Source organism: Actinomadura bangladeshensis (assembly GCF_004348335.1).
Lineage (GTDB): Bacteria > Actinomycetota > Actinomycetes > Streptosporangiales > Streptosporangiaceae > Spirillospora > Spirillospora bangladeshensis.
This window is the reverse complement of sequence record NZ_SMJW01000001.1, coordinates 31412-44991: the sequence shown is the minus strand read 5'-3', so window position 1 is coordinate 44991 and position 13580 is coordinate 31412. Positions and strand designations below refer to the sequence as shown.

Below are 13580 nucleotides of genomic sequence, written 5' to 3'. Positions count from 1 at the left end.
GGGGGTCCTGATGGACAGCAACGAGGCCGTCAGCCGGCTCGAGATCCGCGACGCGCTGCAACGCTACTGCCGTGGTCTGGACCGGCGGGACCGGCCGGTGGCGGTGTCGGCGTTCCACGAGGACTCCCACATCGTGCACGGCCACTTCGCCGGTACCGGTCCCGACTGGGTGGACTGGCTGTTCGCGGACCCGCCGACCGACCGGGTGGGCATCGGCGACGCCGACCCGGCGCTCGACGTGGTGGAGAGCCAGCAGCACCACCTGACCAACCAGTGGATAGACCTCGACGGCGACGTGGCGTACTCCGAGGCGTACTTCCTCGAGTACACATTGACCAGGCGAGGTGGCGATCGCTACCTGACCTCCGTCGGCGGCCGCTACGCCGAGCGCTACGAGCGGCGCGACGTGGGCTGGCGCATCGCGGAGCGGTTCGCGGTGCGCGACTGGGACTCCGTCCGTCTGGTCGAGGCGCGCTTCCCTGGCTGGGAGAGGTCGCCGCAGGGCGCGCGCGACCGGTCCGACCCGTCGTACCGGCCAGGGCTCCACCGGGAGGGCGGCCGGCCCTGACGGGCCGCCCCGCCACGACCGGCGCGGAGGCTACGCCCGCCCGAGCAGCGCGTCCGCCACGACCGCGGGGTGGCTTCGCTGCGGATGGTGCCCGGCTCCCTCGACGGTGAGCAGCCGGCTGTCCGGAAGCACCCGCTGGAGGTAGGCCGCACCCGCGGAGTACCGCCGGTCCTCCGAGCCGAGGATCTGCAGCACGGGGCAGGCGATCTCGCGCACATGGTCCATGACGAAGGAATCGGGCTGGTGGCCGAGCCCGGCCGTCGCGACCGGCATGGCGGCCTTCTCGGCGATCCGGTCCATGTAGCGGTTCCAGTCCGCCCGGGCCCCGGGGTCGCGGAACCCGGGGCCCGAGGACAGGAGCGAGAGCGAGCCGACCAGCTCCGGGTGGCGGATCGTGAGGGTCATGGCGAGATAGCCGCCGAGGGAGTGGCCGACGAGGTGGATCGGACCGCCGACCGCGCGCAGCCGTTCGGCGATCTCGGCCACCGCCTCGTCGCGGTCGAGGCCGTCGGGGTCCGCGGCGCGGGAGCCGTGGCCGGGGAGGTCCCACCGGTGGGCGGTCGCGTCGTTGCCCAGGGCCGTGACGAGCGGGTCCCAGGCGGCGACGGTGTCGGCGAACCCGTGGACGAGCACCAGAGTCGGGGTCGTGGCGCTCCCGGGGTCACTCCCGTCCGGGAGGTGGTTGTCTGACGTCATCCTGTATTCTTATCAGAATTATTCGGCAGTGTGCCATGGAGAGGACGACCATGACGAGCGATGCGGTGACGGTGCAGATCGACGAGGCCGTCGCGGTCGTCCGGATCGACGACGGCAAGGTCAACGCCCTGACCCTCGACATGATCGGCGCGATCCAGGGCGCGCTGGAGTCCGCGTCGGCCGGTGCCGACGCGGTCGTCCTCACGGGGCGCCCCGGCTGCCTCACCGCAGGCCTCGACCGCAGCGTGATGCTGGGCGCGGACCGGAGCGTGGTGTCCGGCAACCTGCGGCGGGTGACCGACCTGTACCGGCAGATGATGGACCTGCCCGTCCCGCTGGTCGTCGCATGTCCCGGGCACGCGGTGGCAGCGGGTGCCCTGTTCCTCCTGGTCGCCGACGCGCGCGTCGGCGCCCGGGTGCCCAGCCGCATCGGCTTCAACGAGGTCCAGATCGGCCTTCCCCTGTTCCCGCTCGCCGTCGCCGCCGCCCGGGCGAGGCTCGCACCGCGGGACTTCGTCCCGGCGACGATCGGGGCCACCCTGTACGACAGTGCGGGAGCGCTCGAGGCCGGCTACCTCGACGAGGTGGTGGAGCCCGACGCACTCCTCGACGTGGCGACCGAGCGTGCGGCCGCGCTGGGCGGCCTGGACCGGCGGTCCTATCTGCGGACCCGGCGGCTCGTCGTCGCCCCGATCCTCGATGAGGTGGAGCGGGCGACGAGCCGCCGGCGCGATCAGGCCCCGACGCCGGGGTAACCCCCGCCGCCGTAGAGATGGTCGAGTTCGTCGCGGTCGACCCTCCCGTCCTTGCGGGGGAGATCGGCCGCGAACACCACGTGGCGCGGCTTCTTGTAGGACGCGATGCGCTCGCGGCAGTGTGCGACGACCTCGTCCTCGGTCAGTGTCGCGCCAGCAGCGAGCACGACGACCGCCTTGACGGACTGCTCCCACACCGGGTCCGGAACACCGAGGACCGCGACATCGGCGATCGCGGGGTGCTCGCGCAGGCAGCGCTCGACCTCGGCGGGGTAGATGTTCTCCTTGCCGGACTTGACCATCCGGGTCTTCGGACCGATGAAGCTCAGCGAGCCGTCGGACTCCCGCCGGCCCAGGTCGCCGGTGTGCCACCATCCGCCGCGGCTGCGCCGGGTGTTGACCTCGTCCCGGTTCCAGTAGCCCGCACCGGCGGTGACGCCGCGGACTATGATCTCGCCCGGTTCGCCCTGCGGGACGTCCTCGTCGTCGGTGTCGACGACCCGGACCAGGGACCACGGCGACGGACGACCCGCGGCCCCCTCGGCCCCGACGGCCAGCGCGGTGTAGGTCACGATGCCGGTGAGCTCCGTCTGTCCGAAGGCGCCGGGATGGAGCGACCAGGGAGCCTGCGACGGGGTCCCCAGCGAGGCCCAGCGGGGGTCCGCGGCGACGTACGCCGCCGGGGTCCGGAAGGACGGGAGGCTGCTCCCGGCCATCTCGACCGCCTCGGCCACCTGTCCGACGATCGGGCCGGTGAGGTACGCCCAGGTGCACTGTTCGCTCGCCAGCAGCCGGCCGATGTCCTCGGCGGAGGCGCGGGGGAGGTAGACCACGGTCCCGCCGAGCAGCAGGGTCGACAGGCACCCCATGAAGGTAGCGATGTGGTAGAGCGGCAGGGCGGCGAGGAAGACGGGCCGGCCGCCGTCGAAGGCGCCGTGCATGACGGCGTGCACGACCCCGGCGGCGATCAGGCCCTGGTGGGTCATCAAGGCGCCGTTGGGCCGGCCCTCGTGCGCCGCGGTGTACATGATCAGTACGGGGGCGGACGGGTCGCGCTGCGCCGGGCCGAGGTCCGGCCCGGCGGCAGCGACCACGGACTCGTAACCCTCGGCGGACCCGTCGACGGCGTACCAGGTGGCAGCGGCGGCGGCCGTCCGTAGCCGGGGGCCTGGTTCCCCGGACCCGCCCTCGGGGAAGTGGACCACGACGGTCGGGGCGAGGTCGGCGAGGACGAACTCGAGCTCCTCGGTCGACTGGCGCCAGTTCAGCGGGCACACCATCGCCCTCAGACGCCCGGCGGCGACCATGAGTTCGACGACGCGGAACGAGTTCGGCCCCAGCCAGGCGATCCGGTCGCCCGGTCCCACGCCGGCGGCCCTCAGCACGGTGGTCAGCCGCAGCACCCGCTGGTGCGCGGTCCGGTGATCGAACCGGACGCCGTCCTCGACGACGGCACAGACGCCCGGGCTCGAGCGGGCCTGCTCCTCCTGGATGTCGTGCAGGCACAGGGTGGTGTCGGGACGGGTCGCCATGGAGCTCCTCGGTGGGTCTGCGTCGGGTTCCGGTCAGGCGCGGGACGCGTCCGCGGGCGCGTCCTCCGGCTCGGACAGCTCCGCCCCAAAGGTGTCGACCAGGGCGTTCTTGCGGATCTTGCCGGATGCGGTCCGGGGCATGTCGGAGGTGAACCGCCAGTACCGCGGGATCTTGAACGGGGCCAGGTGGCCGGCCGCGTGCGCACGGAGGACCTCGGCGTCGAGTGCGGCGCCCGGGCGAGCTCGGACGACCGCCAGCAGCTGCTCGCCCCACCGTGCGTCCGGCACGCCGACGACGGCGACCTCCTCGACCCCGTCGCACAGCGCCAGCGCGCCCTCGACCTCGACCGGGTAGACGTTCTCGCCGCCGCGGATCACGACCTCCCGCAGGCGTCCGCGGAAGGTGAGGAAGCCGCGCTCGTCCATGGAGCCCAGGTCGCCGGTGTGCAGCCAGCCGTTCTCGTCGATGGTGGCGGCGGTGGCCACCGGGTCCTCGAAGTACCCGTCCATGATCAGCGGTCCGCGGGTGCAGATCTCACCCGTCTCGTCGAGATCGGCGTATTCGCCGGTCCCGGGCCGCATGATGCAGAGCTCACGCTGGGGGAGCGGACGTCCGATGGTGTGGAGCCTGTCGTCCAGGCTGTCGTTCGACCGGGTGCCAGTGATGTGCGGGGTCTCGGACTGGCCGTAGCCGTTGACCACGGCGACGCCGACCGCGTCGATGATGCGCTGCACCACGTCCGGGGTCACGGTCGTGCCGCCCAGGGCGACACTGGTCAGGGCGGGGAAGCTGCGGCCCGCGCCCACCGCGTCGAGGAAGTCCAGCGCCAGTTTGCCGATCAGGCCGGCATGGGTGACCCGGGTGCGCTCCAGCAGGTCGACGACCACGGATCCCTTCGGCTCGGTGACGACCACGACGGCGCCCGACAGTGCGAGCGCGCCCAGGACCCGAGAGACTGATCCCCCGACGTGGTGGAAGCCCGCGGGCGAGCACCAGACCTCGGCGTCGCCGGGCTGCATCAGCCGTCCGCGCAGCTGGGCGTTGTTGTAGGCACACGAGTGGGACAGCACGGCACCCTTCGGCTTGCCCGTGGTGCCCGAGGTGTACTGGATGAGCAGGGGGTCGGCGGGGCCGACCTCCGGCAGCGGCTCGGACGACGTGGGGAGGTCGGCCCACCGGCGGAGGTCGTGCGCCCGGACACCCAGTTCCGGCGCGAGCTGCTTCGCCCGACCCAGCAGGTTCCGGTCCCGGAAGTCGGCCGCCGCGAGCACGACGGGAGCACCGCAGTGCTGCAGGGAGTGGACGAACTCGCCGTCGCTCAGCATGGGATTGAGCGGGACGAGGACACGGCCGCTCAGCGCGCACGCGTAGTACACGACGACCCACTCGACCGTGTTCGGTGTCCAGACCGCCACCCGGTCGCCCGCGGACTGCGTGACCGCCATGATGCGGGCGGCGCACTCCAGGGACTGCTCCAGCAGCCGGGCGTAGGTCATCGATCGCAGGTCGTCGCCCTGCAGCCAGAACACGGCCGTCGTGTCCGGCACCGTCGCGGCGCGGTCGCGCAGCACCGCACCGATCGTGGTCCGGTGCAGCTCCATGCTCTCGTCGGTCGGCCAGTACGCGGACGGACCGATGCGCCGGGCTCCGGTCCTGCTCGCCTCGCTCACAGCTTCGCTCCCTCGGAACTTGTCGGGCCCGGTGTCATCCCACGTTCAACGCGTCTGCCCGGCGGAGACGGACACCGTCTCCCCGGTGCCGGGCCTCGCGGCGTCACTCACGAGGAAGAGCATCGTGCGGCTGATGTCCTCGGCCTCGATGCGGCCGGATCCGCTCGGCCATGTTCCTCCCCTCGGTCCGCGCCGCGCCAGGGTGACCACTGAATGTTATACTATTCAGTACTCTCGTGGGCAGGTCCGGACCGGGAGTCGGGTCCCGGGCGAGCCCTGAGCTCCGAGGCGAGAGGCCGCCGATGTCCGACACGCTGTCCAGTCCGCTCGACTACTCCGTCCGCGACGGGGTCGCGTATGTGACGATGAACCGGCCGGAAGCGCTCAATGCCCTGAATCGTGAGCTGCAACGGGCGCTCGCCGAGGCGTTCGTGACCGCCGACCGCGACGACGATGTCCTCGCCGTCGTGCTGCAGGGGGCGGGGGGACGGGCGTTCTCGGTGGGAGGCGACCTGAAGGCGATGGCCTCGCGTCTGGAGTCGGGCGAGCCGCTCGTCGGGGATGCGCCGGGATCGGCCCGCATTCGGGCCCATCAGCCGGTCGCCAAGCCGGGTGCGCTGCCGGGTATGGACGAGATCTACGCCTGCTCCAAGCCGACCATCGCGGCCGTCGACGGCTACACCTTGGGGGGAGGTCTGGAGATCGCCCTGTACTGCGACTTCCGGTTCGCCACCCGGCAGTCCGTCTTCGCCCTCCCGGAGCCGAAGCGCAATCTGCTGGCCGGGCCGGCGCTGGTCCACCTGTCCCGGATGATCCCGCTGGGCGAGGCCCTGTTCATGGAGCTGACCGGGGCCCGGATGTCGGCCGAGCGGGCCTACGCGATCGGGCTGGTGCAGGGCCTGTTCCCCGATCGCGCGCAGATGGACGACGCGGTCGCGGCGGCGCTGTCCGAACTGCGGGAGAACTCTCCGGTCGCCGTGCAGTTCCTCAAACGGGTGGTGCGGGAGGGCCGGGACATGACGGTCGAGCAGCACTGGCGGTTCGCCGAGATGTTCCTCCACACGCTGACCACGATGGACGACGCGCTCGAGGGCCCGAGGGCGTTCGTGGAGAAGCGGCCCCCGGAGTGGAAGGGGCGCTGAGCCGGTGGCTCGGCCGCTCAGGGGCCGCCGAGCGGGAACCGTCGCGTGCCCGCCCGGTAGGCCGGCGTGATGCGCCGGGTCACGCCGCACTTCTTGATCAGGCTGGCCACGTGGAACGCCGCATAAATCTGATAAGATACAGGCGATAGTCCGCGCAGATGCGACGACGTGGAGGACGCTCGTGGACGTCGGTTGCCTGGTTCCCTACGGGGACAGCGCGGACCTCGCCCGGTTCGTCCCGCGCGTCGCCACCGGCGTGGAAGAGCGCGGCTTCGGGTCGCTCTGGCTCGGCGAGCACACCCACCTGCCGGTCGACACCCGGTACCCGGACGCGGGGGACAAGGCCCTCCCCGAGCGCTACCGGCGCTTTCCCGACCCGTGGGCCGTGCTGGCGGCGTCGGCGCCGCTCACCAGCCGAATCCGGCTCGGCACGCTCGTCGCGCTCGTCGCGGAGCACAAACCGCTCGTCCTGGCCAAGACGATCGCCACCGTGGACCGGCTGTCCGCCGGCCGGGTCGAGGTCGGGGTGGGGTACGGGTGGAACCCGCTGGAGATGATGAACAACGGCATCGAGCCGCGGCGCCGGCGGGCGCACTTGCGCGAGAACATCGCCGCAATGAGGAAGCTCTGGACCGGTGAGGCGGTGGCCCACGACGGCGACGTCGTCCGTTTCACGGAGAGCTGGTCCCTCCCCACGCCGGTGCAGCCGGGCGGCCCGAGGATCCACCTGGGATGCTCGGCGAGCGAACGCAACCTCGCGGACCTGGTCACAACGGCCGACGGGTTCTTCCCCCACCGCGGCCTCCTGTCCACGGACTGCGCGGCGGACATCGCCCGGGTGCGCGACGCGGTGGACCGATCGGGACGGGATCCGGCCACCGTCGAGATCGGCATCGCGTACCCGGGGACCTCGTGGGGGCGTGCCGACTTGGAGAAGTTCACCCGCCGACTGCCGTCGGTGGAGGAGCTGCAAACGCTGCGGGAGCTCGGGGTCGCGCGCGTCGTCTGCTCCATCCCGGCCGGTCCCGGGGACCTGTTCGAGCGGTCGCTCGACGCCTGGCGCGAGCGGGCCGACCGCGCCCGCGTCCTGGGCGGCTCCGACCAGGTGAGCGCATGAGCGCGCTCCCGCCGCTCTCCGACGTCGACGAGGTCCGCCGGGCCGTCTACCGCGCGGTCCGCGAGCGTGCGGTCACGGAGGACCCGGAAGGGCTCGAGCTGATCACGAACTCGGAGGTCGAGATCATCGGGGACTCCGCCAGGGTCACCAGCGTCCGCCTCGTCCTGGGGGGCGCCCCGCGGGAGCCGCACATCGTGGCGGGGGAGCGGGTCGTCGACGAGCTGACCCGCGGGGCGGACGGCTGCTGGACCGTCGTCGGACGGACTCGGCCGACGGTGTCGTGAACCGGTTCCCCACGGAGGCCGTCGAGGCCATGCTCGCCCGCTACAGCGCCTGCGCCGACCGGGTTCCGGGCGCCGAGGGATGGGAGAGCTGCTTCCTGCCCGACGTCGAGGTGCGGATCTTCGGGCCCGGGCGGAGCGTGCCGCTCGTGCTGGCCGGTCGGGACGCCGTCGGCGCGGCCTTCGACGGCGTGGCCGATCCCGTACCCCATCTGCACCTCGTCGCGAACACGGTGATCGAGTTCGACGGCGCCGGCGTGCGGCTGGACTCCTGCTTCGCGCGGGTCGACTTGGCGGGGGAGGGCCGGGTCGGCTCCTTCGGCCGGTACCTGGACCGTGCGGTGCCCTGCGCCGACGGGCGGTGGCGCATGAGCCACCGTGACATCCGGGTCTACGCCCGCCTGCCGGGCCGGTAGGGACACTCCGGGGATCAGCAGGCCCCGGTGAGGAGGGCGCCGATCGCCCGGTTCAGCGGTGCCTCCACGCCGAGCCGTTCGGCGCGTCGCGCGACCGCACCGTAGATGGCATCGTGCTCGGTGGGCCGGCCGGCGAGCCGGTCCTGGTACATCGATGTCGTCGCCTCGGCCGATCCCGGGGCCCGGAGCGCGGCGAGGGCCCGGTCGACGTCCTCGGCCGTCAGCTGTGCGCCGTCCGCCCGGGCGAGCGGCAGGATCTCGGTCATCACGGCCCTCGCGAGCTCGCCGACCTCCGCGACCCGCAGTACCCCCATGCGCTTGCGGGTCAGCGCGGTGAGCCCGTTGGCCGCGGCGTTGACCATGAGCTTGCGCCACGCCTCGGTGCGGAAGTCCGGGCTCCGCTCGACGACGACGGCGGCGGTTCCGACGAACAACTCCGCGAGTTCGGTCGCCAGGGCGACGTCCTCGGTGACGAGCCGCGCGCCGCCGCGTTGCCGGACGACCCCGGGCTCCAGAAGCTCGGCGCCGCAGTAGACCGCCGTCTCCAGGAGCCGGGCACCGCCGATCAGCGGGGTGAGGGTCTCCCGCTGCTCGATGCCGTTCTGCAGGCTGACCACCCGGGAGGCCGACGAGCACAGCCGGGCGAGCCAGGGTGCCGCCGACCGGGTGTGCTGCGCCTTGACCGCGACGAAGACCCAGTCGAGCCCCGTCCAGTCGGCGGGGACGGAGCCCGGGTCGGTGAGGCACTGCACCGGGGCGTCGAAGGGGCCGATCTCGGAGTCGACGCGTAGCCGCGTGAAGGGGCGCCGGGCGCAGTAGACGACCGTTCCCTGCGCGGCCGGGATCTGGGCGCCGAAGAAGGCTCCGATTCCGCCGGCGCCGACGACGGCGCAGCGCGGCCGGCCCGGGCGGGTCATCGCGTCCGGCCTCACGCCGACGCGCGGGAGCGGAAGGGCTCGGCGAGGACGCGGTGCACCATCGGCTCGAAGAACGACAACGGGCGGGTGTCGTAGCCGGGGTCGAACGCCGCCTGGTCCCAGTCGTCGCTGAAGCACAGTGCGATCCCGTACCAGGGCTCGTCCGCCCAGCGCAGGTAGGTGGTCCGGTCGAGACCCATGTGCTCGTAGTAGTAGCGCCCCTGGAAGTCGGAGTGGGTACGGACGACGTGGTAGACGTCGTCGCGCACGTAGGGACGCAGCAGCTCGGCGGCGACCTTGCCGTGGGCCGGGCCGGCGGTCAGCTCGGCCACGTCGTGGAAGAGGGCGGCGACGACGAGCTCGTCGTCCGCGCCGGCGCGGTAGGCCCGGGTCGCGGTCTGGAGCTGGTGGATCAGGTGGTCGGCCTCGAAGACGGTCAGGGTCGCGCTCGTGCGGAGGAGGTCCAGCAGCGGCCCCGCCACCTGTCGCGGGCCGGTGCTCGCGGCCCTGCGCTCGCGCCACTCGTCGGCGGAAACGGCATCGAGTCGTCGCACCACTGCGCTTCGCCTCCCCTGTCCTCGTAGACCGCGGACGGTGTCGTAGCGCGGGGTTCATGATCCCCAGAGCTGATCGACGGCCGTCGGCGAGACACTTCTGATCAAGAAATATTATCAGCTTTAGTGTGCCGCTGCACGTCTGTGACCACCGGTCCGGGACGACGGCCGTCGCTCCTCAGCCTCCGGTCACGGAACGACGACCGCCTTGCCGAGCACTCCACGGCCGTCCAGCAGGGCGACCGCCTCGGCCGCCTCGTCCAGCCGGTAGGTGCGGTGCACCGGAGGGTCGATCGCGCCGGTCGACGCGAGCCCCATCAGGTCGTCCCACAGCTTCCGCAGCGTCCCCGGATGCGAGTTGGCCCAGACCCCCCACGCCACCCCGCGCACGTCGACGTTCCGGAGCAGCAGCCGGTTGACCTTGACCGTGGGGATCTCTCCACCGGTGAACCCCAGCACGAGCAGCCTGCCGCCCGGGGCGAGCGAGCGCAGCGAGTCCGTGAAGCGGTCCCCCCCGACGGGGTCCACGACGACGTCGACGCCGCGCCCGTCGGTGAGCGCGTCGACGGCTTCCCGGAACCCGTCGACGAGCACGACCTCGTGCGAACCGACCCTCCGGACGAAGTCCGCCTTCTCCTCGCTCGAGACCACGGAGATCACTCGCGCGCCCAGGCTCCGGGCGATCTGGATGCTCGCGGTCCCGATCCCGCCGGCGGCGCCCTGGACGAGCACCGTCTGCCCCTCGCGCAGCCCGCCGCGGTCCCGGAGGGCGAAGAGCGCGGTCGGGTAGTTCAGGGGACAGCACGAGGCCTCGACGAGACCGACCCCGTCGGGCAGCGGCAGCACCCGGTCGACGGGCGCTGTCGCCAGCGGCGCGAAACCGCCGGTCACGGTGTACGCGGCCACCCGGTCCCCGACGGAGAACCCGGAACCGGCCGGGGCCGTGCGGACCGTGCCGGCGACCTCGCCGCCCAGGGTGAACGGGAGCTCGGGCTTGAACTGGTAGAGGTCGCGGCTCATCAGCAGGTCCGGGAAGGCGACCCCGGCCGCCGCCACCTCCACCAGTACCTCACCGGGACCGGGAACGGGTTCGGGGACGTCGAGTACCTCGACGGACTCCGGTCCGTCGGTCCGGGTCACTCTCACTGCGCGCACGGGCGCTCCTCAGGGTCGTCGTAGGGGCGGGTGGTCCGGGATCAGGCGATGAAGATGCCGCCGTTGGGCGACAGCCACTGCCCGGTCGAGTAGGCGCTCTCGTCGGAGGCGAAATGCAGCACGGCGTAGGCGATGTCGTCGGCGGCGCCGAGCCGGCCGAGCGGGATCGACGCGAGGCCCTTCTCCCGCCGTTCCAGGGGGTAGCGGGTGGCCATGCCGGCGTCGATGCTGCCCGGGGCGACCGCATTGATCCGCACGCCGTGCGGGCCGAAGCTGCGGGCGAGCGACCGGACCATGCCCATGATGCCGCCCTTGGCGGCGGAGTAGTGGGCGGCCCCGTGCCCGGTCAGCTGCGCGATGCTGGTGATGCACACGATGGACCCGGCGCCGCTCGGAACCATCATCTCCGCAGCGGCACGGGTGCAGTAGAACGTGCCGTCCAGGTGTACGCCGATCATGCGCCGCCAGTGCTCGTCGGTGATCTCGGTGATCGCTCGCCGGATCGGGTCGAGGACGGACTCCGTCGGCACCCCGGGGTCCGCCGTGGCGCTGACCCCCGCGTTGTTGACGAGGACGTCGAGCGTCCCCCACCGCGACCCCAGATCGGCGAACGCGGCGTTCACGGCGCCGGAGTCGGACACGTCGAACGGGACGGCGAGGGAGTCCGGGCTGGTGGCGCGGCACTCCTCGGCGACCTTCTCCGCCGCCTCCGCGTTGACGTCGTTCACCCCGACGGTCGCGCCCTCGCGGGCGAACAGCCGGGCGATGGCTCCGCCGAGCCCGCCTCCGGCCCCGGTGACCAGCGCGGTCCTGCCTTCGAGACGTCCAGTCATGGGTGTGTCCCTCCTGTGCTGTCGTCGTGCGCCGGCGAGTCGAGAGAGGGGTGCCCCCGATGTGCTCGGCCCGTCACGGGTTCCGGATCCGGCCTGCGGCGGATCCGGTCCTGTGGTCGTCGACCGCGACGTCTGTAAGAGGCGTCACAGGGGCGGCCGCCAGCCTAAAGCTGATAACATTTCGTGGCAAGAGGCTCCGAACGCGACGTTTCGGCGGGGCATGCCGACGTCGGTCCGCCACCCGGGGCCTCTCGCGGCGGCCCGCAGCGGCGCGGCCGGCCCTCACGCAGAGTCGCACGTGGGACGAACGGAGAATCGCATGACACAGCAGGTCCCACTCGTCGACTACCTGATACTCGGTGAGCACCCGCATCTGATCGCGCACGAGTGCACGCAGTGCCGGGCTCGCTACTTCGACCACCGCAATGCCTGCTCCCGCTGCTTCGGGACGGCGTTCGGGGACGTCGCCGTGGCGGGTGAGGGCGAGATCCGGGCGTTCACCATCGTGTCCTTCGCCGCGCCCGGCGTGCGGGTGCCCTACGTCGCCGCGGTGGTCGACTGCGACGGCACCTCGGTCAAGGGCAACATCATCAACACCCCCGCCGACCCGGACCACGTCCGGCTCGGCATGAAGGTCCGCCTGGCCACCTACGTGGTCGGCGAGGACTCCTCCGGTACCGAGGCCGTCGGCTTCGGCTTCGAACCTGCGCAGGTGTGACGTGACGGACGACGTGTGGATCCTCGGCATCACGATGACGAAGTTCGGGAAGTACCCGGACCGCGACGTCGTCGACCTCGCGGCGGAGGCCGCGCGGGGAGCGATCGCCGACGCCGGCGTCGGGATGTCCGACATCGGGGTGCTGGCGGCGGGCAACTACATGGGCGGCGACGGGCTGCTCGGCCCCGGCCGGCTCGGGCAGGCGCTGCAGAAGCAGATCGGGCAGACCGGGGTGCCCGTGTACAACGTGATGAACGCGTGCGCCACCGGGGCGACCGCCCTGCGGACCGTGCTGCTGGCCATCAAGGCCGGCGAGACGGACATGGGCCTGGCGGTGGGGGCGGAGAAGCTTTCCGGGGCCGGCCTGCTGGGCAGCGGCGGCGTGGGGAAGTCCGACGGCGCGGTGTTCGAACCCTCCGGCCGGCTCGGCCAGGTGGCTCCCCTCGACGGTCGGATCGGGACCGAGACCATGCCGGGCGTCTTCGCCCAGGTCGGCATGGAGTACATCCACCGGTACGGCCGGGGCGACTTCGAACTCTTCGCCCGCATCAGCGAGAAGAACCACGCCCACTCCACGCTCAACCCGCTGGCGGCCTACACGAAGCGGCTGACCCTCGAGCAGATCATGAACGACGTCATGGTCGCCTACCCCAACACCCGTCCCATGTGCTCGGCGAACTGCGACGGCGCCTCCGCCGCGGTGCTCGTGTCCGGTGAGCGGCTCAGGCGCATGGACCCCGACCAGCGCCGGCGGGCCGTGAAGATCAGTGCCTCGGTCCTGACCAGCGACCCGTGGACCGAGGCGTGCCAGGTCCTCCCGGACATCAACACGCTGACCCGGAACGCGGCCGAGCAGGCGTACACCGCGGCCGGGGTGGCGCCGGAAGACCTCGACCTCGTCGAGCTGCACGACTGCTTCGCGACCGCCGAGCTCGTCCACTATGACAACCTGATGCTGTGCGAGCCGGGCGGTGCGGTCGACCTGTTCGAGTCCGGGGCGACGTGGCGCGACGGCAGGCTCCCGGTGAACGTCTCCGGCGGGCTGCAGTCGAAGGGGCACCCGATCGCGGCGACCGGTATCGCCAACGTCTGGGAGGTGTGCCATCACCTCCGGGGTGAGGCCGGGGACCGGCAGATCGACGGGGCCAGGGTGGGGTTGGCCCACGTGATCGGGCTCGGCTCCGCCTGCGGTGTCCACATCCTGGAGCGCGGGGTCTGACCCGGG

The 13580-nt window shown here is 72.2% G+C and carries 15 protein-coding genes; 8 read left to right on the top strand and 7 right to left on the bottom strand.

The features are described 5' to 3' along the window. Positions 1-10: 10 nt before the first annotated feature. Entirely contained in the window at positions 11-568 is a 558-nt protein-coding gene (locus E1284_RS00225; protein WP_165965060.1) for a nuclear transport factor 2 family protein, read from the top strand. Positions 569-598: 30 nt separating this feature from the next. On the opposite strand, the gene E1284_RS00220 is transcribed toward E1284_RS00225, so the two are convergent. Then, positions 599-1264: an alpha/beta fold hydrolase gene (locus E1284_RS00220; protein ID WP_131935833.1), complete on the bottom strand. Its 666-nt coding sequence runs from the start codon at positions 1262-1264 to the stop codon at positions 599-601. 50 nt (positions 1265-1314) lie between these two features. Here E1284_RS00220 and E1284_RS00215 point away from each other — a divergent pair, with 50 nt between their 5' ends. Next, positions 1315-2019 (top strand): crotonase/enoyl-CoA hydratase family protein, encoded by a 705-nt coding sequence (locus E1284_RS00215; protein ID WP_165965059.1) that lies wholly within the window; start codon positions 1315-1317, stop codon positions 2017-2019. Here E1284_RS00215 and E1284_RS00210 read toward each other — a convergent pair. Beyond that, a complete protein-coding gene (locus E1284_RS00210) occupies positions 1998-3551 on the bottom strand; it encodes an AMP-binding protein (protein WP_131935831.1) in 1554 nt (517 codons plus the stop codon). The two genes, E1284_RS00215 and E1284_RS00210, sit on opposite strands and share 22 nt — an antisense overlap. A 33-nt stretch (positions 3552-3584) precedes the next feature. Continuing rightward, entirely contained in the window at positions 3585-5222 is a 1638-nt protein-coding gene (locus E1284_RS00205) for a class I adenylate-forming enzyme family protein (RefSeq protein ID WP_131935830.1), read from the bottom strand. A gap of 302 nt (positions 5223-5524) precedes the next feature. Between E1284_RS00205 and E1284_RS00200 the strand changes: the two genes are divergently transcribed. The 4 genes from E1284_RS00200 (at position 5525) to E1284_RS00185 (ending at position 8178) form a co-directional block, all read left to right on the top strand. Beyond that, positions 5525-6364, top strand: coding sequence for an enoyl-CoA hydratase/isomerase family protein (locus tag E1284_RS00200; RefSeq protein ID WP_131935829.1), 840 nt, complete (start codon positions 5525-5527; stop codon positions 6362-6364). Between the two features lie 181 nt (positions 6365-6545). Next, entirely contained in the window at positions 6546-7481 is a 936-nt protein-coding gene (locus E1284_RS00195; RefSeq protein ID WP_165965058.1) for a TIGR03619 family F420-dependent LLM class oxidoreductase, read from the top strand. Then, on the top strand, positions 7478-7765 hold the full coding sequence (locus tag E1284_RS00190; RefSeq protein WP_131935827.1) for a nuclear transport factor 2 family protein: 288 nt from the start codon (positions 7478-7480) through the stop codon (positions 7763-7765). Before E1284_RS00195 ends, E1284_RS00190 begins: the two co-directional genes overlap by 4 nt. Further along, the gene (locus tag E1284_RS00185) at positions 7762-8178 is read left to right on the top strand and encodes a nuclear transport factor 2 family protein (RefSeq protein ID WP_131935826.1); all 417 of its coding nucleotides are present in this window, start codon (positions 7762-7764) and stop codon (positions 8176-8178) included. The genes E1284_RS00190 and E1284_RS00185 overlap by 4 nt, the downstream gene beginning before the upstream one ends. A gap of 14 nt (positions 8179-8192) precedes the next feature. Here the strand turns inward: E1284_RS00185 and E1284_RS00180 are convergent, their stop codons facing one another. The 4 genes from E1284_RS00180 to E1284_RS00165 form a co-directional block, all read right to left on the bottom strand. After that, the gene (locus E1284_RS00180) at positions 8193-9095 is read right to left on the bottom strand and encodes a 2-dehydropantoate 2-reductase (protein ID WP_131935825.1); all 903 of its coding nucleotides are present in this window, start codon (positions 9093-9095) and stop codon (positions 8193-8195) included. Positions 9096-9106: 11 nt separating this feature from the next. Then, positions 9107-9649: an HD domain-containing protein gene (locus tag E1284_RS00175; RefSeq protein WP_165965057.1), complete on the bottom strand. Its 543-nt coding sequence runs from the start codon at positions 9647-9649 to the stop codon at positions 9107-9109. A gap of 189 nt (positions 9650-9838) precedes the next feature. Next, a complete protein-coding gene (locus E1284_RS00170; RefSeq protein ID WP_131935823.1) occupies positions 9839-10804 on the bottom strand; it encodes an NADPH:quinone oxidoreductase family protein in 966 nt (321 codons plus the stop codon). A 41-nt stretch (positions 10805-10845) separates the two neighbouring features. After that, a complete protein-coding gene (locus E1284_RS00165) occupies positions 10846-11637 on the bottom strand; it encodes an SDR family NAD(P)-dependent oxidoreductase (protein ID WP_131935822.1) in 792 nt (263 codons plus the stop codon). A gap of 319 nt (positions 11638-11956) precedes the next feature. On the opposite strand from E1284_RS00165, the gene E1284_RS00160 reads away from it, so the two are divergent. Further along, positions 11957-12355, top strand: coding sequence for a Zn-ribbon domain-containing OB-fold protein (locus E1284_RS00160; protein WP_131935821.1), 399 nt, complete (start codon positions 11957-11959; stop codon positions 12353-12355). Position 12356: 1 nt separating this feature from the next. Continuing rightward, positions 12357-13574 carry a thiolase family protein gene (locus E1284_RS00155; RefSeq protein WP_131935820.1) on the top strand — a complete coding sequence of 406 codons (1218 nt, stop codon included), beginning with the start codon at positions 12357-12359 and terminating at the stop codon, positions 13572-13574. Positions 13575-13580: the final 6 nt, after the last annotated feature.

Bases quoted from the DNA above. Each gene is read 5' to 3' on its own strand.
- E1284_RS00210 (WP_131935831.1), bottom strand. From the start codon at position 3,551: ATGGCGACCCGTCCCGACACCACCCTGTGCCTGCACGACATCCAGGAG.
- E1284_RS00160 (WP_131935821.1), top strand. From the start codon at position 11,957: ATGACACAGCAGGTCCCACTCGTCGACTACCTGATACTCGGTGAGCAC.
- E1284_RS00225 (WP_165965060.1), top strand. From the start codon at position 11: ATGGACAGCAACGAGGCCGTCAGCCGGCTCGAGATCCGCGACGCGCTG.
- E1284_RS00220 (WP_131935833.1), bottom strand. From the start codon at position 1,264: ATGACGTCAGACAACCACCTCCCGGACGGGAGTGACCCCGGGAGCGCC.
- E1284_RS00165 (WP_131935822.1), bottom strand. From the start codon at position 11,637: ATGACTGGACGTCTCGAAGGCAGGACCGCGCTGGTCACCGGGGCCGGA.
- E1284_RS00180 (WP_131935825.1), bottom strand. From the start codon at position 9,095: ATGACCCGCCCGGGCCGGCCGCGCTGCGCCGTCGTCGGCGCCGGCGGA.
- E1284_RS00190 (WP_131935827.1), top strand. From the start codon at position 7,478: ATGAGCGCGCTCCCGCCGCTCTCCGACGTCGACGAGGTCCGCCGGGCC.
- E1284_RS00215 (WP_165965059.1), top strand. From the start codon at position 1,315: ATGACGAGCGATGCGGTGACGGTGCAGATCGACGAGGCCGTCGCGGTC.
- E1284_RS00200 (WP_131935829.1), top strand. From the start codon at position 5,525: ATGTCCGACACGCTGTCCAGTCCGCTCGACTACTCCGTCCGCGACGGG.